The sequence below is a fragment of the Anaerobutyricum hallii genome (genome assembly GCF_900209925.1).
GTDB lineage: Bacteria > Bacillota > Clostridia > Lachnospirales > Lachnospiraceae > Anaerobutyricum > Anaerobutyricum soehngenii.
On sequence record NZ_LT907978.1, the window covers coordinates 2,304,313 to 2,325,285 of the forward strand.

Annotated in this window: 23 protein-coding genes and 1 pseudogene; 9 read left to right on the plus strand and 15 right to left on the minus strand. The window is 39.7% G+C overall.

Annotation, left to right across the window (positions count from 1 at the left end; genetic code table 11):
- Position 1: 1 nt before the first annotated feature.
- From EHLA_RS10590 to EHLA_RS10620, 8 genes are all read right to left on the minus strand, one after another.
- Positions 2–571, minus strand: coding sequence for an ERF family protein (locus EHLA_RS10590; protein ID WP_096240803.1), 570 nt, complete (start codon positions 569–571; stop codon positions 2–4).
- A gap of 5 nt (positions 572–576) precedes the next feature.
- Positions 577–1,038 (minus strand): siphovirus Gp157 family protein, encoded by a 462-nt coding sequence (locus EHLA_RS10595; protein WP_096240804.1) that lies wholly within the window; start codon positions 1,036–1,038, stop codon positions 577–579.
- Positions 1,035–1,184 (minus strand): hypothetical protein, encoded by a 150-nt coding sequence (locus tag EHLA_RS16280; protein ID WP_157908588.1) that lies wholly within the window; start codon positions 1,182–1,184, stop codon positions 1,035–1,037. Before EHLA_RS16280 ends, EHLA_RS10595 begins: the two co-directional genes overlap by 4 nt.
- On the minus strand, positions 1,168–1,425 hold the full coding sequence (locus EHLA_RS10600; protein WP_096240805.1) for a hypothetical protein: 258 nt from the start codon (positions 1,423–1,425) through the stop codon (positions 1,168–1,170). Before EHLA_RS10600 ends, EHLA_RS16280 begins: the two co-directional genes overlap by 17 nt.
- On the minus strand, positions 1,409–1,987 hold the full coding sequence (locus tag EHLA_RS10605; RefSeq protein ID WP_416790376.1) for a hypothetical protein: 579 nt from the start codon (positions 1,985–1,987) through the stop codon (positions 1,409–1,411). The genes EHLA_RS10600 and EHLA_RS10605 overlap by 17 nt, the downstream gene beginning before the upstream one ends.
- 67 nt (positions 1,988–2,054) lie before the next feature.
- Positions 2,055–2,834: a helix-turn-helix domain-containing protein gene (locus EHLA_RS10610; protein ID WP_096240807.1), complete on the minus strand. Its 780-nt coding sequence runs from the start codon at positions 2,832–2,834 to the stop codon at positions 2,055–2,057.
- A gap of 373 nt (positions 2,835–3,207) precedes the next feature.
- Positions 3,208–3,906, minus strand: a complete 699-nt coding sequence (locus tag EHLA_RS10615; protein ID WP_096240808.1) for an ORF6C domain-containing protein — start codon at positions 3,904–3,906, stop codon at positions 3,208–3,210.
- Between the two features lie 38 nt (positions 3,907–3,944).
- Positions 3,945–4,145 carry a toxin-antitoxin system, antitoxin component, Xre family protein gene (locus EHLA_RS10620; RefSeq protein WP_096240809.1) on the minus strand — a complete coding sequence of 67 codons (201 nt, stop codon included), beginning with the start codon at positions 4,143–4,145 and terminating at the stop codon, positions 3,945–3,947.
- 148 nt (positions 4,146–4,293) lie between these two features.
- Between EHLA_RS10620 and EHLA_RS10625 the strand changes: the two genes are divergently transcribed.
- Both EHLA_RS10625 and EHLA_RS10630 read left to right on the plus strand, forming a co-directional pair.
- On the plus strand, positions 4,294–4,641 hold the full coding sequence (locus EHLA_RS10625) for a helix-turn-helix domain-containing protein (RefSeq protein ID WP_096240810.1): 348 nt from the start codon (positions 4,294–4,296) through the stop codon (positions 4,639–4,641).
- Between the two features lie 333 nt (positions 4,642–4,974).
- Positions 4,975–5,616 carry a DUF4352 domain-containing protein gene (locus tag EHLA_RS10630; protein ID WP_096240811.1) on the plus strand — a complete coding sequence of 214 codons (642 nt, stop codon included), beginning with the start codon at positions 4,975–4,977 and terminating at the stop codon, positions 5,614–5,616.
- A gap of 249 nt (positions 5,617–5,865) precedes the next feature.
- Here the strand turns inward: EHLA_RS10630 and EHLA_RS10635 are convergent, their stop codons facing one another.
- Together EHLA_RS10635 and EHLA_RS10640 are read right to left on the minus strand one after the other, a co-directional pair.
- Complete coding sequence (locus EHLA_RS10635) at positions 5,866–6,348, minus strand: hypothetical protein (protein WP_096240812.1); 483 nt, start codon at positions 6,346–6,348, stop codon at positions 5,866–5,868.
- Positions 6,349–6,363: 15 nt separating this feature from the next.
- Positions 6,364–6,786, minus strand: a complete 423-nt coding sequence (locus tag EHLA_RS10640) for a hypothetical protein (RefSeq protein ID WP_096240813.1) — start codon at positions 6,784–6,786, stop codon at positions 6,364–6,366.
- 152 nt (positions 6,787–6,938) lie between these two features.
- Here EHLA_RS10640 and EHLA_RS10645 point away from each other — a divergent pair, with 152 nt between their 5' ends.
- From EHLA_RS10645 to EHLA_RS10665, 5 genes are all read left to right on the plus strand, one after another.
- Positions 6,939–7,184: a helix-turn-helix domain-containing protein gene (locus EHLA_RS10645; RefSeq protein WP_096240814.1), complete on the plus strand. Its 246-nt coding sequence runs from the start codon at positions 6,939–6,941 to the stop codon at positions 7,182–7,184.
- An 82-nt stretch (positions 7,185–7,266) separates the two neighbouring features.
- Positions 7,267–7,614 carry a hypothetical protein gene (locus EHLA_RS10650; RefSeq protein WP_096240815.1) on the plus strand — a complete coding sequence of 116 codons (348 nt, stop codon included), beginning with the start codon at positions 7,267–7,269 and terminating at the stop codon, positions 7,612–7,614.
- Positions 7,615–7,629: 15 nt separating this feature from the next.
- Positions 7,630–8,007 (plus strand): hypothetical protein, encoded by a 378-nt coding sequence (locus tag EHLA_RS10655; RefSeq protein WP_096240816.1) that lies wholly within the window; start codon positions 7,630–7,632, stop codon positions 8,005–8,007.
- Between the two features lie 377 nt (positions 8,008–8,384).
- Positions 8,385–8,645: a hypothetical protein gene (locus tag EHLA_RS16120; RefSeq protein ID WP_123864855.1), complete on the plus strand. Its 261-nt coding sequence runs from the start codon at positions 8,385–8,387 to the stop codon at positions 8,643–8,645.
- Positions 8,646–8,705: 60 nt separating this feature from the next.
- A complete protein-coding gene (locus EHLA_RS10665) occupies positions 8,706–10,043 on the plus strand; it encodes a recombinase family protein (protein ID WP_096240818.1) in 1,338 nt (445 codons plus the stop codon).
- 21 nt (positions 10,044–10,064) lie between these two features.
- On the opposite strand, the pseudogene EHLA_RS10670 reads toward EHLA_RS10665, so the two are convergent.
- From EHLA_RS10670 to EHLA_RS16915, 4 genes and pseudogenes are all read right to left on the minus strand, one after another.
- A pseudogene (locus tag EHLA_RS10670) lies at positions 10,065–10,628 on the minus strand (sigma-70 family RNA polymerase sigma factor); the annotation flags it as partial.
- Positions 10,629–10,784: 156 nt separating this feature from the next.
- Positions 10,785–12,560: a DNA primase gene (gene dnaG / locus EHLA_RS10675; protein WP_096240819.1), complete on the minus strand. Its 1,776-nt coding sequence runs from the start codon at positions 12,558–12,560 to the stop codon at positions 10,785–10,787.
- Between the two features lie 125 nt (positions 12,561–12,685).
- Entirely contained in the window at positions 12,686–13,453 is a 768-nt protein-coding gene (locus tag EHLA_RS10680) for a sigma-70 domain-containing protein (protein WP_096240820.1), read from the minus strand.
- Positions 13,454–13,489: 36 nt separating this feature from the next.
- Positions 13,490–15,202, minus strand: a complete 1,713-nt coding sequence (locus EHLA_RS16915; protein ID WP_096240821.1) for an HAD hydrolase-like protein — start codon at positions 15,200–15,202, stop codon at positions 13,490–13,492.
- A 203-nt stretch (positions 15,203–15,405) separates the two neighbouring features.
- On the opposite strand from EHLA_RS16915, the gene EHLA_RS10690 reads away from it, so the two are divergent.
- Both EHLA_RS10690 and EHLA_RS10695 read left to right on the plus strand, forming a co-directional pair.
- Positions 15,406–16,722, plus strand: a complete 1,317-nt coding sequence (locus EHLA_RS10690; RefSeq protein WP_154580531.1) for an HlyC/CorC family transporter — start codon at positions 15,406–15,408, stop codon at positions 16,720–16,722.
- A 99-nt stretch (positions 16,723–16,821) separates the two neighbouring features.
- Complete coding sequence (locus EHLA_RS10695) at positions 16,822–19,800, plus strand: hypothetical protein (RefSeq protein ID WP_096240823.1); 2,979 nt, start codon at positions 16,822–16,824, stop codon at positions 19,798–19,800.
- A gap of 495 nt (positions 19,801–20,295) precedes the next feature.
- Here the strand turns inward: EHLA_RS10695 and EHLA_RS16380 are convergent, their stop codons facing one another.
- Positions 20,296–20,973 carry a C40 family peptidase gene (locus EHLA_RS16380; protein ID WP_162290859.1) on the minus strand — a complete coding sequence of 226 codons (678 nt, stop codon included), beginning with the start codon at positions 20,971–20,973 and terminating at the stop codon, positions 20,296–20,298.

The window sequence follows — 20,973 nt, forward strand, 5'->3', positions numbered from 1 at the left end:
GCTATTCCAATCCCAGTACTTTCAAGGTTTCAACATACTGTCTGCGTGTAATTTCATAAAATGATTTCAGTCCCATGTTATTCCCCCATTCTGTGATTTCCTGTTCTGTCATGCCTTTCTTTCGCATCAGGCTGCATAATTTTTTTGCCTCCTGTTCTGATACGGTCTCATTTCCTTTGTATTCGTCTGTATCTGCATCTTTGCTGTCGTCTAGAAGAAACAAACTGCTTAATGCGTATTTCCTAGCGTAGCTTGACGTTGCTCCCGTAATTTGTGAGGAATCCATCCCCTTTCTGTTTTCTTCTTCTCTGGCGTATGCAGTGGTACTAATCGCTCCTCCATCTTCTACATCTTGTAAAATTGCTGTTGCTTTGACATAGATTCTGCCGCCTATTATGACAATTTTATCTTCCAGAATCAAAAGCAATCCTTGTTCGTCTAGTAACGGCTTTGCCGCTTCGTAAATATCTTCTAGGCTACGGTACCAGTATTTCCCGAATTTGCTCCATCGAGACTTAGGTGTTTTGAGGCGGCACTGAATTTTTTGCAACTTTTTGTGAATATCTCCCATCTTTCTTACCTCACAATCACGCTTTTTGATGTCTCAATGTGCGCTCCTGCGACCTCTTTCCCGGCTTTAATCGCCTTTTTAATTGCTGCCTTGTCCGCCTGCGGCTCTGGAATCCTGATGTATTCCTCTGTCAGGCTGCCTAAGTCGTCAATGGTTACAGACTCGCTATTTCTGTATGACACGCTGACTCTTGCCGTCTTGAGCTTTTCACCATCAAGAGCATGGGACAGATAGTCTTTGCACCTCTGTGCGGCGTTCTCGCAACTTCTACGGCGTTTCGCAAGCTTTTCTTCCTCCTCTTTGATTGCCTTTGCTTCTGCGGCATAATTTTTCACCGCCAGTGCGATTCCCTCCACCTTTTTGTCTCTCTCGATGTTGAGAGCCTCAAGTTTTTCAAGGTCGATAATTTCTCCTGTCTCCTCGTCTACGCAGTCCATAATTGCACTGTCAATCTCATATAGTGTCATTGCTCTAATTCCTCCTCGTATCTCTCATATTCGTTGTAACTTTCCGCACCTCGTTTGATTGCTTTGTGTGCTGTTCTGCACTCATATTCTGCCTCAAGGTGCTGTGTTTTTAAGTACTCTCTAGCCGGGTCAAATCCTCGTTCCATTTCCTGTCTCCCATGCCTCTTTAATAGCCTTGCTCAGTTCGTTGTAGCCTCTGGCGTATGCCTCTATCTTTTTCATATCGTTGCTTCTTTCAACGCCCAGCCTAAACAGCTCAAGCAGTCCCTGCGCTACCTCTTTGTCTTTGATATCGACCCTGACTTCCGCCGGAATCACTACTTTCCCTGTCACTTCGTTGTCGTATTTCTTCGCCTGAAATCCGGTTGCATTAATCATTACATCCATAACCTAGCCTCTCTTTCTTTCCTGCTATCCAATCCCCTAACGCTCCTTCACATTGTTCCGGGGTATAATTTTTATTATCCTGCTCTAACCGCCCAACTATTTCTCCCAGTGTGGGTAGTTCTGGTACTGTTTCTTTTCGCTCTATCGTCCCCGCCGCTCTTATCATTTCTTGCAGTTTTGGTGGGTACTTGTCTATCTCCTTTTGTGCTTCTAACGCCGCTCTGTAGCTTCTGAGGAAGTTTGACTGTATGACCGTCTGAAAGTCCGCTGAATCTACTACCGCCCAGTCATGGAGCGTCTGTGGCGTTCCTACTGCCTTTTGCAACGTAGGAGGCAGTTTGTCAAACTCCTCTCTGTAACCGTAAATCCCATTACTGCACGCCTTTGCCACTGTTGCCCATGCTTCCTGCTCGCTCAGGTAGCTGCTTTCTGCCTTGAGTTTGCTGGCACACTCCAAAATGTCTGCCGGTGTAGGCGGGAACTTGCCTGTTGTCATGTACATCTGTGCCGCTACGCTTATTGTCTGGTAGTCGTTATTTTTGCCTACCAGGCGGTACCACATGTCTAATGCCTGTTCGTTGGGAACAAATCCCGGAGCCGTGTAGACGGTTTTTAGTGCGGCCACGATTTTAGAAAACTCCGAAATCGTCATACATTCCGCCTCCCTCCTGTTCTTTCTGTGCTGCCCAGTGCTGTATGTCTCCGTATAGTCGGTCGTTAATGTTCTTCGTGTTGTCGTTACCTGTCTTCAGCTCGAAAAGCCCTAGCCACTCTTTATCCAATGACTGGTCTATAATCTGTTTCATCAGTCCAACATCACCGCCAGATAATTCATGTAACTTTTTAAGTAATGCTTTCAAGGCTCTATCTGTTCGGACTGGTTTTCTAATCTTCTTCCGCATGGAAAGAAATTCCATAAACTTATTGTTTAGCTCCTCGTCGTCAAAGTATCTCGCGGGCGTATCTTTATCTTTAGTATTATTACTAGTATTATTATTAGCATTATATATATTAGTATTATTGGTGGTCATTTTGACTATACCCCCATGGTCATTTTGACTATACCCCATGGTCATTTTGACTATACCCCCATGGTCATTTTGACTATACCCCATGGTCATTTTGTCTATAGGGGTGTCAGCTTCTTTATGGGCCATATAGCGGTTAAATTTCACGCCGCTAATCTCCTCTACTCTCTTTTCAACTATTCCTCGGTCTACAAGATTTTCAATGCTTCTTTGTGCAGTTCTTTTTGACACGCCAAGAAATTCGGAAATATATTTCAATGACCCCTTAAATTCTGATTCGCCATCCTGCGAAAAGCCGTAAATAAGGGCATATGTGAGGAGTTCATTCCCCTTTAACTGTAAATCTGATATCATCCAATCTTGAATAACGATATATGCCATGTCTACCTCCTATCTTGACAAATTGCCAAGTCTTTTGTAAAATCTAGTTATGTTTTATTTGGCGAGAGCTTAATGGTAGGGCTCTTCCTTTTTTACTTCGTGTTCTACGCCGTCCTTATCAGTGTAAAACACTTTGTCATACTCTACGCCCTGCTGTCGTCCTAAAAGGGTGTAGAGTAATCTAATAACATACTCTTTTCTTGGAGGCTCATTCATTTTTTTATTCACCCCCTAACATCACGAAAAAATTATAATTGCTATAATCTTTTCCGGCGGTATGTGTTACCACACAACCCAACTGGACAAGATCCAGATAACCAACGCTACTGACATGATGGTCAGTAAAATGTACATAACCTTCATTTTTTACCTCCTACACCTCAAATCTCTGTTGACGGTTATACTCGTCAATTCTCAACTTTGTATTTGTTTTCGGTTCCCAGTTGTCTACATAGTCAATAGCCTCCTCATATCGTTTACGAGGGATGTTGTTCCGGCTGTTAACTTTAAATCTGTCTTGCAAATCTCTGTTACACTCTGCGAATACAACTTTACTGATATATGCATATGCTTCTGTATCTTTTCCGCCTAGTGCGTTCAGGACTGCCTTATTGACGTGCTGTCGCAAGGTTTGCTGTTGACCGTAGTCAATCACCATGTTGCTCTCAAGGCTCTTAATACGGTCTTCGTGGTCGTCTATCATGCCCAACTGAATACGCATCATTTCTTGAGGAGATAACTGTTTCTGGTAGCTCCCTGTCTTTCTGATGGATGGGAGAACCTCTCCGGCTACCCAGTCGGTAAAGCGTTCTGCACTTTCTTTGCGGCTCTGGAAGATTACTTTGTAAAGATTAAGTTCGTTCACAAAGTTTGCATTTTGTTTTCTTCCTACACTGTCGATGACCATACCAGTAGTAACCCCATCGGGTTTTAACCTTGATTTGACTCTGCTAGGTTGTTCAAGGCCCAATGCGTGGCAAACATCCGCTAAGCAGAAGTACGGTTCGTCATTAATTATCTGAGTCCGAATTGAACCGAACTCATTGTTTTCGAAGATTTGAATATTTTTCATCTATTCGCCTTCTTTCTTGTTGAATTAAATTCAACATTTTAGTTAAAAAAAATATCGTCCCTTTCTTTCTTAGTCAACCTAAGAATATTTGTTAATGCTACAATTTCCGAAGCTCTAAAATCAGGTTTATTCATTCTGTTATAGAAAGACTCTCTAGTCATGCCCATTTTTCTAGCTACGAAAGAAATACTCATTCCAGAATCTTCTATCTTTTTTCTAAGTGCCTTAACGTCTGCCAAGGTATCACCCCTTTCTTTTTTTGTTTGCGTGATTTCCTTTCACGCTCTTACTATACCACGTTGTTGAATTTGTGTCAACACTTTTAAATAAAAATGTTGATTTATTTTCACACCTATGCTATATTGATAATCGTAGAAAGGAGGAAAAATGATACAATTATACAAGAACATCAAGGAACGTCGTGTACAAATCGGAATGTCTCAAGATGAACTAGCAAAGAAAACAGGGTACACGAGCCGCTCATCTATTGCCAAAATCGAAAAAGGAGAAGTTGATTTGCAACAATCAAAAATTGAGCTGTTTGCGAAAGCTTTAGGTGTTAGTCAGCCAGAGTTAATGGGTTGGGAAGAAAACGCAACAGTAGAAAACGCCGAATTACTTGCCGAGATAGCAATGGACTTTGAGTTATTAGGATACGCAGAAAAAATACTACGTATGGAATGTAGCCGCAAATATAAAGTTTACGGCTACATTGACAGAATAACAGAGGAATAACTAAGGTGTGGGGACTAGCACCCCCACTCCTTTTTTAATTTGTTTGCAAACGCAAAAACAAATTTACAAAAATGTTCGTCGTTACAATTTTCAATCAGTTCAATTAATTTGTCTTTATACATCGCTTCACATCCTCTCACGCTTAATTATAGAACATTCGTTCTGACTTATCAAGAGTTTTTGTTATAATATTTTTATGTTTTTGTTAAAGAAAATATGCAGATTTATTCAGTTTTATAATGACAAATCATTTTATTTATTGTATAATTTATTTACAACAAACCATTTTGCTAATATTTGCACTATGGTAATAATAAAAAAGGAGCAGAAAATATGAGCAAGGAAAAAACTAAAGTTTGTAAGCATTGCAAAGAAGAAATTGACGCAAAAGCTAAAGTGTGTCCTCATTGCCGGAAGAAACAGGGCGGCAAGCTGAAATGGGTAGTTATCATTATCATCGTTCTGGCTGTTTTAGGCATGGCAATGGGTAGTGGTGACGATAGCAGTTCTTCCACTGATCCTCAGACAAAGAGTACTACAGCAACAACAGCGGCTAAGAAAGAAACTGCTAAAAAGGAAGAAGCAAAAGAGAAAGACAGCGTAAAGGTTGGTGAATCTTTTGAGAATGACGGTTTAAAAGTAACTGCTAAAAAGGCTGAATTTGGATATGATGCAGGAGAATACTTTACTCCGAAAGATGGATGCGAATATGTAGCTGTAGACTTTACTTGCGAAAATGTTGCAGAAAAAGGTGACAAATATGTGTCTGTATCTGATTGCGAATGCTATGCGGACAATTCAGCTTGCGAACAGCAATACATAGGAAACAGTGATTTTGTTAACACTAATTTGTCTCCGGGAAAGAACGTAAGCTTTACAGCATACTACGAAATGCCAAAAGATGCAAAGAAAGTAATTTTAGAATATAGTGCTTCGTTCTGGACAGATAAGAAGATAACTATTAATTTAAAATAATTAGTCCACTGATAGGACAACCAACAAGAGGGGAGAGCCAATTCTTCTCTCTTTTCTTTTTCCTCAAAATAATAAAAAGCACCTGTCGAAACAAGTGCTTTCGTTCTTCCTGCCTTCGTACCTCCGCGGCAAGTATTTATTTGACTTTGTGATAATATTTTGCTATAATATAGTTGTCCGCATATTGTATATGCGTGTGAGTAGAAACTATTTTATTAACTATTAAGTTAATGGAGAAGGAGGCTGTTTTCAGCCTCTTTTTTCTGTGTCTAATAGCATCTGCAAATAATCTTCTCCCACATCCTCATGCGGCATTTCCCACAATTTTTCTGCCGTGTATCCTAGTTTGTGTAATTCATGCACTCTTTGTTTATTTTCTGTTTCCTCGTCATTGCAGGCGTACAAAAAATCATACAAATCAGGGAATCGTTCTCTTAAGGCGGCATGAGTGTTCTTTTCCACTATGTCCGTTATCTTTCTCACTTCGGTTTTTCTGTCAGAGACTAATGCTTCGTGAATTTTTGACAGTGCCCACGAATCTACTTCGTCATGTCTTCCTTGCTTCCAAAGTTTAGCACGTCTTTCTCGCAGATCTAGCGCGAGTGATACAAAGAAAGCTTGTTCTGTTTTCTCTTTGAGTTCGTAAAAGTCCTCTTTTGCAGTTCCTGTAGATTCATTTTTCTTCAAAAAATCCAACATTTCTTTTTTTACTCTTTCTGCTCCTTCTATCATTTTTTCTCCTCCTTATTAAAAAGTTTCCATTAATTTAGAACTTACAAGACTAGCATAATCTTCGGCTAATTCTTCTTTTGTCATATAGTTTCCAAAACAAATTTCAGCCTTGTAATTTTCTTTAGCAGTTAAGAAAAGATTAATAAACCATTTAGCCTCGTTTACTTTTTCGATGTCAACCAGATTTTTTTCTCTGATTGAAACTAAGTAATTGTTTTCACTTTCTTTGTTGAGCTTCAGACTGAGATTTAATGCTTTGATTACGCCGTCTTTAATGTCCTGTGCCCATGCGATCTGTTTTACGGAACCTTTTGTGATTTCTCCCATATGTTTTGCTTCCTTCCATGCTTTTTTTAATCCTTCGGAGATGCAAAGACCTGCCTTTTTAACTAACTCCCATGCTCTTTTCATAATGTTTGATAAATTGTATTTTTTCATTTCTTTGTATCTCCTCTCTTGATTTACTCACATTATACACGATAGTGACTATTATGTCAAGAGAAAAATACACGAAAATATATTATTTTTTTCTTGATATTTATTTCAAAATAATGTACTATATATTTATAACGATTAAAGGAGGTTTCAAAATGGAAACACGATCAAGAAAAAGAAGTAACATATATAAAGGTAGTATCTCATATAGTAATTTATGGGACACGCTAGAACGCAGAGGGTTAAAGCGTTCTAACCTATTAGATAAGGAAAGTTTTAATCTTTCCCCGGCACTGGTCAACAAGCTGCGGCACGACAGAAACGTGAATATAGATACAATTATGTATTTGTGTGAGAAATTAGACTGTCAGGTGTGCGATATCGTGGAATATAAAAAATAATACATTTTCGTGTATTTTTCTCTTGACATAATAGACATTATCGTGTACAATAAGATTAAATCAAGAGAGGAGATACAAAGAAATGAAAAAAACAGTTAAAAGATACAACTTATCAAACATTATGAAAAACGCATGGGAAACAAAGAAAAGATATCCTAGAATGAGTTTCAGTGCTTGCTTAAGAGATGCATGGAGAGAAGCGAAACAGGCAGTATTGGCTAAGGAAATGCCAGAAGTAGTTAACGTTATGTTTAGCGGTCGCGACTTAACAATCAATCTTGAGAACGGAGAAATATCTGGAGAAACTTTCGAAGTAAAAAAACACATCAAATACATTTTTGATGCAAAATGGAATCCAGCTAAGAAAGTATGGGTATCTCAGCTTAAAAATCTTAGAGCAGTTGTAGCTAAAGAGTGTGTAGTTTACTAAAAAGGAGGAAGAAAAATGAAAGTTTTAGAAGCGATCAAAAATAGCAGCTATGATAGTTTTGGAATTAGAAGAACCTGTGCCGATGAAGATTATAAAGTCGGCGACATCGCCCGCAACTCCTTTTACTGGGACGTTGAGAACGATTTATCAACATATCAGACAGAGCCAGAGGAGGCGGAAGGAACGTCCGCAAGAGCCATCCTTTTTGACGACATGGACAGCGATGAGGGAAATCTTGAGGTCATCAAGAAGACCATTGAAAGATTTAAAAAAGAATATCCTTGCTGCCTTCCAGAGGAGAAATTTGTTGTTCTTGGCTCAGATCGCGTAGAATATGACATCAACGATGGTGACATCATCATGGAGGATGCAGAAGTTTTATATATCTTTTAGGAGGAAATAACATGTCAAGGAGATCGTTGGTAGGGGTAACCCGCGGTGATATGCAAGCTGTCGAATACCTCGGGAACAAAATATATCGGTGTAAATGCATTCGATGCGGGTGCGAGCAGATACTGAGTAGCTCACACTTAAAAGACACTACCAGGTGTCAAGTGTGCGGGCAAAAATTCAAAAAAGACATTCGCGGGAAAAGATTCGGCTCGCTGACTGTTATTGATTATGATAAGGACGGAAAATGGCTTTGTAGATGTGATTGTGGGAATACCGTCAGCGTAAAATCTAATAATTTGAAGAGTGGAAATACTCGCTCTTGCAGAAAGTGCCATAAAGGTTTTTTTGACAACCCCTATTTGGTGGAGGGCACGTTAGTGACCGATCTCACACAAGGAGTCAGAAAAAATAATACGTCCGGAACTACTGGGGTATACTACAATAAGCGAAAGCAAAAATGGTATGCAGCAATGATGTTTCAAGGGCAAAATTATTTTTTTGGTTATTATAGTAATAAAAAAGACGCCATTGCTGCAAGAAAAGAGGCGGAAGAAAAAATGCATGGTCCATTTTTGGAATGGTACGCAGAACATTATCCCAAACAATGGGAAACCAAGAAGAAAAAAGCTAATAGATAGACTTAGCAGCTATAATTGGCAGCACCCGCCCCGGAGGTACGAAGGCAGGAAGGGGAATAAATGAAAAGAGCCGCTTTATACGTGCGAGTAAGCACGCAAGAGCAGAAAAACAGCGGATTGTCCGTTGATTCACAGATAGATGCACTTGAAAAATATTGTGATGAGCAAGGTTATACGGTTGCTGGCGTTTATAACGATGCCGGCATATCTGCACGTAAAAAATACACAAAACGCCCTGCCCTCTTACAGTTACTTGAGGATTGCAAGAAACATGAAATTGATATAATACTCTTTACACGCCTTGACAGGTGGTTTAGAGCCGTTGCGGGGTACTACGAGGTACAAAGTGTCCTTGATGCGTGTAAAGTGCCTTGGCGGGCTATCTGGGAGGATTACGAGACAGAAACAAGTCAGGGAATTTTTAAAGTTAACATCATGTTATCTGTAGCGCAGGCAGAGGCTGACAGGGATAGCGAAAAAATACGGTCTGTTATGGAGTTTAAACGCCAGAACAAAGAGTATATAGGTGGAAAAGTGCCGGTAGGTTATCGCGTAGAAGGGAAAAAGATTGTAAAAGACGAAAAGACGTGTGGAATGATCGAGGATATGTTTGAGCATTATTTCCAGACGTTTTCCAAATGGGGTACCGCCGACTATATTTTGAGCAAATACCCTGATTTTATAAGGACTAGAAATAGGATAGTAAAAATTATGTCCAGCCCGGCGTACCATGGGGAAATGTACGGTGTAAAGAACTACTGCGAGCCATACATAACAGAGGAACAGGCGCAAAGAATTAAAGAGGTATCCAGCCAAAAAAGTTGGGTAGATTGCAAAAGGCGGATTTATATTTTCTCTGGGCTGATACGTTGCCCGATTTGCGGTTATAAATTTTCTGGGCGCACGATGGCCAAGAAAGAAAAGAGGTATAAAGTGTATCAATGCCCTCGATCTGCCGCGAAAAAGCATAAAACATACACGCGATCTGAACCAAAATTAGAAACATATATGCTTAACCACATCGAAGAAAAAATACAGTCAGACGTATTAAGGGCAGAAGGTCGTGTGAAGGCAGCCGGAAACGATGTGGAAAAAAGAAAGAAAAAATTATCCAGTGAGTTGGGAAGAATCAACAAGATGTTTGAAAAAGGCAGGATAACAGAAGAATACTATGACGAAAGATATGAGGCTATATCAAATGAATTAAAAGAACTATCCCAGACCGCCGCAACGGAAGAACTAGAAACTAAGAAAAAAATACAAAGCAGATTTCCTGACGGTTGGAAAGATATGTATATGCAGTTAGACGAACAAGGTAAGCAGGTGTTTTGGAAAAGCATTGTAAAAGAAATAAAAATATCCCCCAACGAATTTGTGGAGGATATTATATTTTTTTAGTTTTTGTTATGCAGTAACTAGTCGTAACCACCATGTAGCATATGTCGAAAATTTATATCCTTTACGATAATCAAACTTCTCTACGGCTTTAATTAGACCAAGATTTCCTTCCTGTATCAAATCAAGGAACTGCATTCCTCTTCCGGAATAGCGTTTGGCAATGCTTACGGTGAGGCGAAGATTCGCTTCAGACAATTTCTTTTTTGCTTCCTCGTCTCCCATTTCCATACGCTTGGCAAGCTCAATTTCCTCTTCAGAACTTAGCAAAGGAATTCTTCCGATTTCTTTTAAATACATGCGAACCGGATCTTCTGCACTTCCTCTTTCAGAGTGTAAAATCTCCGATTCATCCTCTCTTTTTGCTTCGTATTCCTTCTCCACTTCTTCTGGAAACACATCACTTTGTTCTATCTCATCAGAATCTATTTCAGACATGGTCAGTACATCGATTTTTCTTTCTTCAAGATAAGAAACAATCCCTTCTAACTGTGCCGGTGTCAGTGAACCCTTCTGAAAAACTTCTTTTATCTCCTGAAGTTCCACTACATTTTTCTGCTTCTTTGCTCTCTCAAGCAGACAATTCATCTGGCTGCCAAAAATCTGTTCTTTCCTGCCCAAAATAAACCCTCCAAATCATTATATATGTGCCCTCGGAATCTTCTTATAAAAGCAAGTGCATAAAATCAAGCGCAATGAATACTCCGCGAATACATTATACCTGTACTCTTAGTATAACCCGGTTTATGACCGGCTTATACTAAATTTCTGCATTTTATTTTTAAGTGATAAAAGTTCCTGCCAGCGCACAATATCACTGGTATGAACCATTTCATCCTCTATGCTTGCAAGCTTCACTTTACGCACCACATCTGAGAGCGCTTTATCTTCATCTTCGGAGGAAAGTCCGTATTTTAAATGTGTATTAAAAATTGCTGCGATTTCTTTTTGTTCTTCTGCGTCCGTAAAACGACTTAAGATTGCCGCAGGATTTATTTTCTCTTCGTTGTCTAACTGTTCAAACAACATAATTGCTACTGAATGATATAATGGCTCGATAAAATCATCGGCTCCGATATAAGCCCGGATATACTGATACATTTCCGGATGTTCTACAAGCCAGGTAAGCAGAAGTCTTTGCGGCTGGTTTTTATTACTTTTCTTTTTTTCCTGCCGCCGTTCTTCCGTTTCCGGCGGAGTCTTATACTGCTCATTTACCTTTTCATACTGATAGCCAAGCCCATAACGGTTGACCAGATTTTCAAGATCATTCTTTCTTATCATAAAACGATTCGCTGCGGATGCCAGATATGTCTGTCTCTCTAACGGCTCTTCAATCTGCGCCAGTTTCTTTGCTATTTCATGAATAAACTCTGTCCGGCTTTCCGGATCCTGCTGATTGTACTGTCCATATAAGACAAGCAACTCAAACATCCGGCCTGACTCAGCTTCCTCTATTCTTTTCTGATAACCTTCCTGTCCTTCTGCCTTAATCAATTCATCCGGATCTTTATACGGCTTCATTGACAACACCCGGCCACGAAGACCATTTTCCCGCAAAATCGGTAATGCCCTGAGTGCCGCTTTCACTCCAGCTCCATCACTGTCAAAGGATAAAATAACCTCATTGGTATACCTTTTTAAAAGCATTGCCTGATTCGGTGTAAATGCTGTTCCAAGAGGTGCGACCGCATTTGTAAATCCTGCCTGATGAAGGGAAATGACATCCATATATCCTTCACACAAAATAAGTGACTTACTTCTTGAACGTTTCGCATAATTTAACCCATATAAGTTCCTTCCTTTATCAAACAAAATAGTTTCTCTGGAATTTAGATACTTTGGTTCCCCCTCTCCCATCACACGACCACCAAATCCAATCACTCTTTGGTTAATGTCCATTATCGGAAAAATGACCCTGTTAAAAAACTTATCATAGTTCCCTTTGACCGTATCAATATTAACAAGAGAAGATTCCTTCATCTGATAATCCGAAAATCCCTTTGCTTTCAAATACTGATACAGATCATCTCGGTAAATATCTGCATAACCAAGGCCAAATTGATTGATCATCTCATCACTCAAGCCTCGATCCTTCAGATAAACAAGCGCCTGTGTTCCTCTCTTACTTTTTAAAAGATAATGAAAATAGACCGCCGCTTCTTTATTCATATCCCGTAGCGTTAACCTGGCATCTGCCTGCTGTTTTTCCTCTGCTGTCTGTTCCCTTTCCGGAAGTTCTACTCCTGCTCTTTTTGCCAGTTCCTGCAACGCCTCCACAAAGGAAAGACGGTTATATTCCATAAGAAATGTATAGACATTCCCACCCTGTCCACAGCCAAAACAATAATACATCTGCTTGTCCCTGCTAACAGAGAAGGATGGGGTCTTTTCATTATGGAAGGGGCAAAGTCCTACATAGTTTGAACCTCGCTTTTTTAATGAAACGTAAGAGGAAATCACATCGACTATATCATTTTTCTCTCTGACCTCATCAATCAGTTCTTCTTCATATCTCATCTTTTTTCCTCTTTTTATTATAAATATTATAATACCCACTTATCGCATATGTGGTACAATTCCTGAGATTTATCTATCTCCGGATAGTTACATTATATGTTGAGAATCCTAAATTATTATATTATTTATTTCGATTGATCTAATACTGCGATCGCATCTAACGATACTTTCATCAGTTCTCGCACTTCCTCTTCAGTAATTCCCATTCTTTCTGCAATTTCTGACGGTTTTGCTTCTCTTTCATATTCTCTGGCAAATGCTGTCGCAATATCATTCATCTCATTAACGCGGTTTGCCATCTTCACTGCTGAACGGGTGGACGCATTATATTCTTCTAATGTTTCTTCTAAATGCTTACGAATCATTTTCTCACAAAACATTTGAAAATCTCTGTCTATATCCGGTTCAAATTCATTCACCGCTACCATCAATCCAATATTACTTTCCTGAATCAGATCACTTAAAAGAAGACCTCTTCCTTCATATTCTTTCGCAATCTGTACTGCCTTGGAAAGATTCGCTTCTATAAGAAGATTTCTCGCATTATCATCTCCGCTTACAAGCTTTCTTGCAATAACCATTTCCTGCTCTCCGGATAATTGTTTTGCCTTTTCCATCTCTTTTAAATAAAAAGCAACAATCTCCGCATCCATCGGATCTTCTTTATTCGGAAGTTCTTCATCTCCGATTTCTTCTTCCTGTCTCTCAATACGATTTGTAATATAAATCTGATGAGATTCAAAATAATTACAGATAAAATCAAGCTGTTTCTCTTCCAACTTCATATCAGAAAAATACGCATTGATCTCCTCCATTGACAATTGATTTCCATTCGTTTCTCCAAGACGCTCTAATTCCTGGATTGCCTGTAAAAATTCTGTCTGACCTGCCATGACTTTTCTCCTTCTCTTTTGCGGTCTTTTTTATATTTATTTTTTCTTTTCCTTCGGTTTCTTATCCGCCGGAAATACTATATGCAGTTGTTTTCTTGCCTCATCTAAAACCTTCATGGTCTCCAAAGTAATCTCTTTTGACTTCTTCCATCCCATACCTGTTTTTATCATCTTAATAAATTCCTGTGTCTCATAATTCAATATATTATCCGACTGTTCAAAATGTATCGATTGCACTACGCCTTTTCTTACAATGCGTAAATCCTTTACATTTTCAATTTCCTGTACGAGCATAGAAGCATCTTCACCCTGAATCTGACTTGGCATTGCTGAGTCTGTAATCTTAGAATAAATCGCCTCTCCAATCATATCCGGATATTCCATGAGTATTGTTCCTGCCCCATCTACACCATTATGCAACTTAATCCCAGAAGCTTTGATTGCCTTAGGCGCTCCAAAAAGACGAATCATGCAAGATACAACGTAAACACCAATATCCATCAATGCCCCATTCGATAATTCTGGCTTAAATGCATTCTCCACAATTCCTCTTTTGTAATTATCATATCTTGAAGAATACTGACAGTACTGCAGCGTAGCCCTTCGAATCGTCCCAAGTGTCTCCATATACGGAATCATCTTCTGAAAAGACGGGGCATAAATAGAACGCATTCCCTCTAAAAGAATCAGGTTCTGCTTCTCCGCTTCTGCAAACATTTCCTGTGCTTCTTTTAAATTAGATGCCATTGGCTTTTCACAAAGTACATGCTTACCTGCTTTTAACAAAGTCATAACCTGCTCATAATGACAACCGTTCGGACTCGCCACATAAACTGCATCAATACAGTCACTGTTTGCAAAAGCCTCTAAATCATCAAAATATTGCAGCTGCCCCTTCTGAAAACCAAACTGTTTTGCTCTTTCCAATGTTCTTGAATATACCGCAGTCAGTTCAAAATCTTTTCCATAACGGTTTGCCTGCCAGAACTTCTCTGCAATCTTCCCCGTTCCAATCATTCCAAATCGAATCATATCTGTTTCCTTTCCTTCTTCCGTCCGTCCTTTTAAACGGTCATACCATGTCAGTTTCGCTGGATTCTCTCCCTGATTTCTAAGATAATCCTCTAACTCTGCCACCGTCCTTATTATATGATCTGCTCCGGCTTCTGTTAATTCCTGCTCTGTTCCATAACCATAAAGCACTCCGACAGATTCTAATCCACAAGCTTTCCCGCCCTCTATATCATGCCTTCTGTCACCAATCATGATGGCTTCTTTCGCTCTGATTTCACAGGTTTTTAGTATGTAAGAAATAACTTCTGCCTTTTTTGTACGTGAACCATCCAATTCACTTCCTCCTACAAAAGAAAAATAATCCTCCATACCAAAATGCTTCAGAACTTTCCTTGCAAAAACAGTTGGTTTTGATGTCGCTACAAGGAGAGTAAACCCTGCTTCTGTTAAATGCGCAAGCATCTCCGGAATACCCTCATAAACTTCATTTTCAAATATTCCCTTCGGCGCATAATATTCTCTGTAATATTGTATTGCCCTCTCCGCATCCTCTTTCGAAAACCCATAAAATTTCTGAAATGATTCTGCAAGCGGCGGTCCAATAAACGGAATCAGCTCTTTCAGATACCGTACATGAATCCCAAACTTCTCTAATGCATATTGAACAGAGGAGGTAATTCCCACCATCGGATCTGTCAGCGTTCCGTCCAGATCAAATAAAAGATATTGCTTCAATACGTTCCCTCTCCCTTCTTCATTATCACCTGTTTTTAATTATAAAAGAAAAATGGATAAAACACAATATTTATTGAGCTAACTTAACGAAAACGACAAGCAAGAAGTCGTTAAAAGAGGGGGATTATTTTTACACCACGATTGACAATACAACCTTTATAAAATATAATAATACAAATATATTTTTTAAAGGAGATGATGTCTTGGACCCCAGTTCCATACGCCAGATTATTATTCTGTTAATACTATTACTGCTTTCTGCTTTTTTTTCTTCTGCAGAAACAGCCCTTACTACGGTAAACAAACACCGGATGCGAGCGCTTGCCAATCAGGGCAACAAAAAAGCTGCCAGAGTGCTTTCTATGATAGAGAAACCAGAGAAGATGTTAAGTGCCATTTTAATTGGTAATAATATTGTAAACCTTACTGCTTCTTCTCTGACCACTACGCTGGCAATGAGTCTTGCCACACAGGCAGGTCTTGGAAAGAGCAGCAGCACTTTCGTTGGTATCGCAACAGGAATTCTTACCTTTCTTATTTTAATTTTCGGTGAGATTACTCCAAAAACAATCGCGACTATGAAGAATGAAAGCATGGCCCTTGTTTATTCCGGAATTATTTATACGATTACAACAATCCTTACTCCGGTAATCTATGTGGTTAATCTTTTCAGTGGGCTTTTATGCAGATTATTTGGAATTAAGCCCGGAAGTGGACAGACCATGACCGAGTTAGAACTCCGGACAATCGTGGATGTCAGTCAGGAAAGTGGCGTAATTGAAAAAGAAGAAAAAGAACTTATTAATAATGTATTCGATTTTGGTGATTCTGTAGCGAAGGATATCATGCTTCCGCGTATTGATGTTGCCTTTGCTTCTGTTGATATGTCCTATGATGAACTGGTTGAAATCTTTTTAGCAGAACAGTATTCCAGACTCCCAGTTTATGAAGAAAGCAAGGATAATGTTATTGGTATCCTTAATTTAAAGGATTTATTTTTTTACAGGGAAACTCACCGAAATGAAGTATTTGACATATATAAGGTGTTGAGAGAACCATTCTTTACTTATGAATATCAAAAGACTTCTACCTTAATGGAAGAGATGCGTAATAACTCTATCAGTTTTGCCATTGTTCTTGATGAATATGGCTCTACTGCCGGGCTCGTCACCTTAGAAGACCTTATCGAAGAGATCGTAGGTGATATTAAGGATGAATTTGATGATGCAGAAACAGATGCTATCCGCTGTATCGGTACCGATGAATACGAAATCGAAGGAAGTACTAAGCTTGACGATTTAAATGATGTTCTCGGTACAGAGATTGAATCGGACGATTACGATTCCATTGGAGGTCATATGATCGAACTTCTTGATCATCTTCCAAAAGAGGGGGAAACGGTTAAAGAGGGAAACTATCTCTATTCAATCAAAAAAATGGATAAAAACCGGGTGGAAATTGTTTATTTAAAGATTGAACGGCACACTTCTGAAAGCGAAGAAACGTCTTCTGAAGTGTAAGCAGTATTTACCACCCTGACATCCGGATAATCTCCACAAGGAATATTATCCGGATTTTCTTTATAATTTTTAGTTTTTCTATCAGAAAGGACAACAGCTATGATTACGGACAAACAACGACAGCGTGATTATGAGTACGAAGCAGATTATCAGTCCAAAAGCCGCTATACAACTGAACAATGGACAAATATTTTAAATTCAGGACAGCTTGATGAGAACAATATCTCTCTGCTCAAACAGATTTACTCTTCTTTTAATCATGCCGCAACACTTCTTCAGCTTTCTTTTGAAAGTAACCGCACTCAGGAAGATCTTCTTTCACAGCTTAATGCTGCCGGACAGCTTCTTGGTGAGGCAAACAGTATGAATCCTGAAGTCGATTATGAAGGGAATGAATATTGGTGGTATCTCTTTTTCTGGGGTAAAAATACGGATGCTAAAACTTTAGAGCTGAAAATGCATCCGGAATTAACAGAAGCCATCGGAGCATTATACCCAGAACTAGAAGAGGCATACTATGCCTTTATGAACGATGTGGAACGAAGCTTACAGATACGTTACAGTCAGGAAGATGCTGTATGGATTGCTGCTGCCGTTCTTCTTTACGAAAAGTATTACTGCAATCCCGGCATCAGTTCTGATGACATCCTACTGATGCAATACGAAGTACAGACCCGTTCTCAGAAAGTATATGGACAGGATGTCAATGCGAACACCATCACTCAGATTTGTAACGCCGATGAACGTGGACATCGCTTTAATTATTTGAGAGATATTTATAAATATTATCGTGTATCTTTTCCTGGAGAGTTTGAAGGAGAGAGGGAACGTCCTGACCCTGAAGAAGTGGATTATAATGCATACATCTACTCCATTCTTGGCTATATGAAGCTCACAAAGTTAACTGACTTTATCGAGCATGAATATGCACATCTTGTCGATGAATCTTATGTTGAACTGACCAACGCAAATGGGTTTGTTCGTATGGCTGCCTATTTGTCAAGACAAGGAGGAACTGTATTTTCTCCGGATGATACTTCTGACAAAGCGATTTCTCTTCGTGCAGATGGTGAAGATGCCGCTGAAACATTTCACAAAATAAGTGAAGCTATTTTAAAAGAATATCCAAATTTTATTTATGCGTCAAAAGCTGACTGGTATCTTCCGCAATCCAGTGTAATTGCTGGCATACTTCAGGATTCTTTATATATTCCATCCTATGCCGGGCACAATGCTTTTATCGGCATTCGTACTGTATTAGATGAGGATAAACTGAATATTGAAGTTTCCCTGAATCTTCCTTGTGTTTCTGATGAAGAAGTTATGCTTGATATCCATGATAAATGCAATATGCTTACTCTCATGACTGCGGCACCGTTTCAGGTAACACTTGTTCCGGCAGAAGCCTCGGATCTTGCTCCTTTCGGGGACAAGATAAAGGCATCTGTTCTCTATCATTATGATGACTTTAAAACCAGGTCTGAGGAAGATATCGTAGGACTCTTTTCTACTTCCTTAGAGATTTTTGCTTCCTACTATACCGATATCTGCCAGAACTACTACCCTGCCATCGAAAACAGTGAGGATATCACAGCTTCCGCTTCCTCAGAAGATCCTCTTGCTGCCGCACTTGGTTCAAAGCTAACCTATCGTCCTGCCTCCGATGTTCCAGGACCACAAGTTATTTATAAAGAGGGCGGAACACCTGCCTCCACCGATTTTATCACCAAAGCAATACAGGGTTACGGAACAACCTCTTCTTCCGATGAGAGAACTTACGAGAACGAATCCACTCAGGGTATTTCTTCTGACATTAGCTCTGATCACGAAGATGAAGTTTCTTCTTTCGTAAATAAGGCCGCTTTGGAAGCGGACGATGATGAAGTTCCTGCAAGAAAAACCGGCAATTACTCTACTGGCACTGCCTCTGTTACAGGCGCCGGAACCAACCGAATAACTGACAATAGAAACAGTAATGCCTCTGCATCTTCTACGTCTTCTGGAAGTTCTACGGGTGCCGGAATTCCCATCGCTGCATCTGTTTCTATCACTCCTGAGTCTGTCTGGCCTTATCCGGACAACGCGATTGCTTCCACACATCCGGACCGAAAAGATCAAAGCTTCCGCCTTTATCCAAAAAACACCTTAATTAAGGGGCCTGTAAAAACAGGAAAGTTCCATCAGGCAATTATGACTGCTGTAGGTATCATTGAGGGAAAAGATTCTAATATGATGAATATTGAGCCTGTTCCTGACGTACTCGAACATTATCAGCAATATGTTGATGAAGGCCGCATTTTACATATTTCTTATCCAGATATCAACAGTGATGGCTATGATGGCTTCATTGAACGAAAATGTGGTCCATTTACAGAAGACGGTATCTTCAAAAAATTTGCTAACCAATGTGCTGACGGACGATATGTTATTATGATGGAAGAAGTGGACTTAAACTGGATGCATCTTTTCAGAGAAACTGCCGTTCTCTTACGCGAAAACCGCCGGGAGGGAACCAGTAGTGAAACAGCTGTAACTTTGCCTCTTTCCAAAGAAAAGTTTCGTCTTCCTTCTAACCTTTACATTGTAGCCACCTGTGACTCTATTGTATGTGAAGATACAATTACCGGCGCAATTGATCACGACTTCTTTATCCGTCCTGTATCACCAGAACCGGAAATTCTTCATGGTATGCGTATTGAAGGAATATCCCTTCAGCGCCTTATGACAACACTTAATATGCGTCTTTCCTACTTTTTAGGCGCAGACTACCAATTAGGAGAAGGCTTTTTCCTTCAATCTCCGGATAAAGACTCCTTTATCTCTCTTTGCCGGATATTTAGAGAACAGCTTGTTCCTCTTTTAGAAAAATGGTTTGATGGCGATATCGAACGCATTCGTTATGTCTTAGGCGATAACGGCAAATCCCGCCCGGACACTATATTCTTTCAGGAAATTCCTTTCCGGGATGGTTTATTCAAAGGAGATATTCCTGATTCCTTTGATAAGGAGCGGCGGATTTATCGATGTAATGAAGAGGCTTTTTACAATCCAAAAAGTTACATAGATATTTACGAATAAATTTTATGATGTACAAAGGGGCTGTCGCACCAAAAACAGCCCTACCCTATGGCAGGGATTCATGCATTGCATGGAATCGCTGCCATATTTTTATGAACAAGCGTGGGACCTATGGCATAATCGCAGACGACTTGCGTTTTGATACTCAACTTTCGAACGTTTATGGAAACGCCATTCGCGCTAAACTCGCTGCCGCTCAGACAACGCGCTCGGTGGCGGGTTCGTTCTCAAGTTTCGTGACACAAAACCTGCAAAGCATCTGCTCTTTATACCATAGGCATCCACGCTTTTTTCATAAATCTTCGGAATCCGATTCCATTGCAAATACAAGAATCCCCGCCATTCGCCACGCCCGATGCCAAAAGCTGTTTTTGTTTCCCCTGTCTGTGGCAAAGCAAGCAGATTCTGCTGAAAATGCGCAAAAAAAGTCCGTCGCAGTTACGGTCGTTAGACCGTTACTGCGACGGAACCTTTTAATCATTTTATGTATGAAGATTAAAATACTCTTCGAATTGTTACGATAGAACGGTAAGCTGCACCTTTTGTAATCTTGATACCATCTCTTGGATTACTTGCATGGACAACTTTATTATTACCCATGTAGATTGCTACATGACCACTGTAGCAAATGATATCTCCCGGTTTTGCTTTACTTAAACTTCCTACTCTTCTTCCTACACGTCTCTGTGCATAAGAAGAATGTGGAAGAGACTTTCCAAAATGTCTGTAAACACTCATAACGAATCCAGAGCAGTCAGCACCACGAGTAAGACTTGTTCCACCCCATCTGTATGGATTACCAACAAACTTCAGTGCATAATTAACAACACTCTCTCCCTTAGTTACTGTAGTATCTGAGGCAGTTCCACCATTCTTTACAGAAATGTATCTTCCCTGTGTATAACCAACCATACCATTCACTTCTACTGCAACCCACTTGGAATTGTTAGAAAGAAGCTTTACTCTGTCTCCTTTATGTAAAACAGTAATTCGTTTTGACTTCATGCTCTTCTTTACACGAATATTTAACTTTTTAGTATTTACCTTTCCCTTTTTCACAAGGCTTGCCGCCTCAACCTGTGTCACATTATTCACTCCCGGTACAGCAGATATATTTAAAAGAAAAACAGCAGTAAGTAAACCAGCTGCGACACGTTTCATCTTGTTCAGCAT

Excerpts from the sequence above, each read along its gene's own strand:
- EHLA_RS10665 (WP_096240818.1), top strand. The coding sequence starts at position 8,706 with ATGAAAAGAGCCGCTTTATACGTGCGAGTAAGCACGCAAGAGCAGAAA.
- EHLA_RS10615 (WP_096240808.1), bottom strand. The coding sequence starts at position 3,906 with ATGAAAAATATTCAAATCTTCGAAAACAATGAGTTCGGTTCAATTCGG.
- EHLA_RS10610 (WP_096240807.1), bottom strand. The coding sequence starts at position 2,834 with ATGGCATATATCGTTATTCAAGATTGGATGATATCAGATTTACAGTTA.
- EHLA_RS10645 (WP_096240814.1), top strand. The coding sequence starts at position 6,939 with ATGGAAACACGATCAAGAAAAAGAAGTAACATATATAAAGGTAGTATC.
- EHLA_RS16380 (WP_162290859.1), bottom strand. The coding sequence starts at position 20,973 with ATGCTGAACAAGATGAAACGTGTCGCAGCTGGTTTACTTACTGCTGTT.
- EHLA_RS10635 (WP_096240812.1), bottom strand. The coding sequence starts at position 6,348 with ATGATAGAAGGAGCAGAAAGAGTAAAAAAAGAAATGTTGGATTTTTTG.
- EHLA_RS10650 (WP_096240815.1), top strand. The coding sequence starts at position 7,267 with ATGAAAAAAACAGTTAAAAGATACAACTTATCAAACATTATGAAAAAC.
- EHLA_RS10655 (WP_096240816.1), top strand. The coding sequence starts at position 7,630 with ATGAAAGTTTTAGAAGCGATCAAAAATAGCAGCTATGATAGTTTTGGA.
- EHLA_RS10680 (WP_096240820.1), bottom strand. The coding sequence starts at position 13,453 with ATGGCAGGTCAGACAGAATTTTTACAGGCAATCCAGGAATTAGAGCGT.
- EHLA_RS10595 (WP_096240804.1), bottom strand. The coding sequence starts at position 1,038 with ATGACACTATATGAGATTGACAGTGCAATTATGGACTGCGTAGACGAG.
- dnaG (WP_096240819.1), bottom strand. The coding sequence starts at position 12,560 with ATGAGATATGAAGAAGAACTGATTGATGAGGTCAGAGAGAAAAATGAT.
- EHLA_RS10605 (WP_416790376.1), bottom strand. The coding sequence starts at position 1,987 with ATGTGGTACCGCCTGGTAGGCAAAAATAACGACTACCAGACAATAAGC.
- EHLA_RS10625 (WP_096240810.1), top strand. The coding sequence starts at position 4,294 with ATGATACAATTATACAAGAACATCAAGGAACGTCGTGTACAAATCGGA.
- EHLA_RS10640 (WP_096240813.1), bottom strand. The coding sequence starts at position 6,786 with ATGAAAAAATACAATTTATCAAACATTATGAAAAGAGCATGGGAGTTA.
- EHLA_RS16280 (WP_157908588.1), bottom strand. The coding sequence starts at position 1,184 with ATGGAACGAGGATTTGACCCGGCTAGAGAGTACTTAAAAACACAGCAC.
- EHLA_RS10695 (WP_096240823.1), top strand. The coding sequence starts at position 16,822 with ATGATTACGGACAAACAACGACAGCGTGATTATGAGTACGAAGCAGAT.
- EHLA_RS10600 (WP_096240805.1), bottom strand. The coding sequence starts at position 1,425 with ATGGATGTAATGATTAATGCAACCGGATTTCAGGCGAAGAAATACGAC.
- EHLA_RS10590 (WP_096240803.1), bottom strand. The coding sequence starts at position 571 with ATGGGAGATATTCACAAAAAGTTGCAAAAAATTCAGTGCCGCCTCAAA.
- EHLA_RS10630 (WP_096240811.1), top strand. The coding sequence starts at position 4,975 with ATGAGCAAGGAAAAAACTAAAGTTTGTAAGCATTGCAAAGAAGAAATT.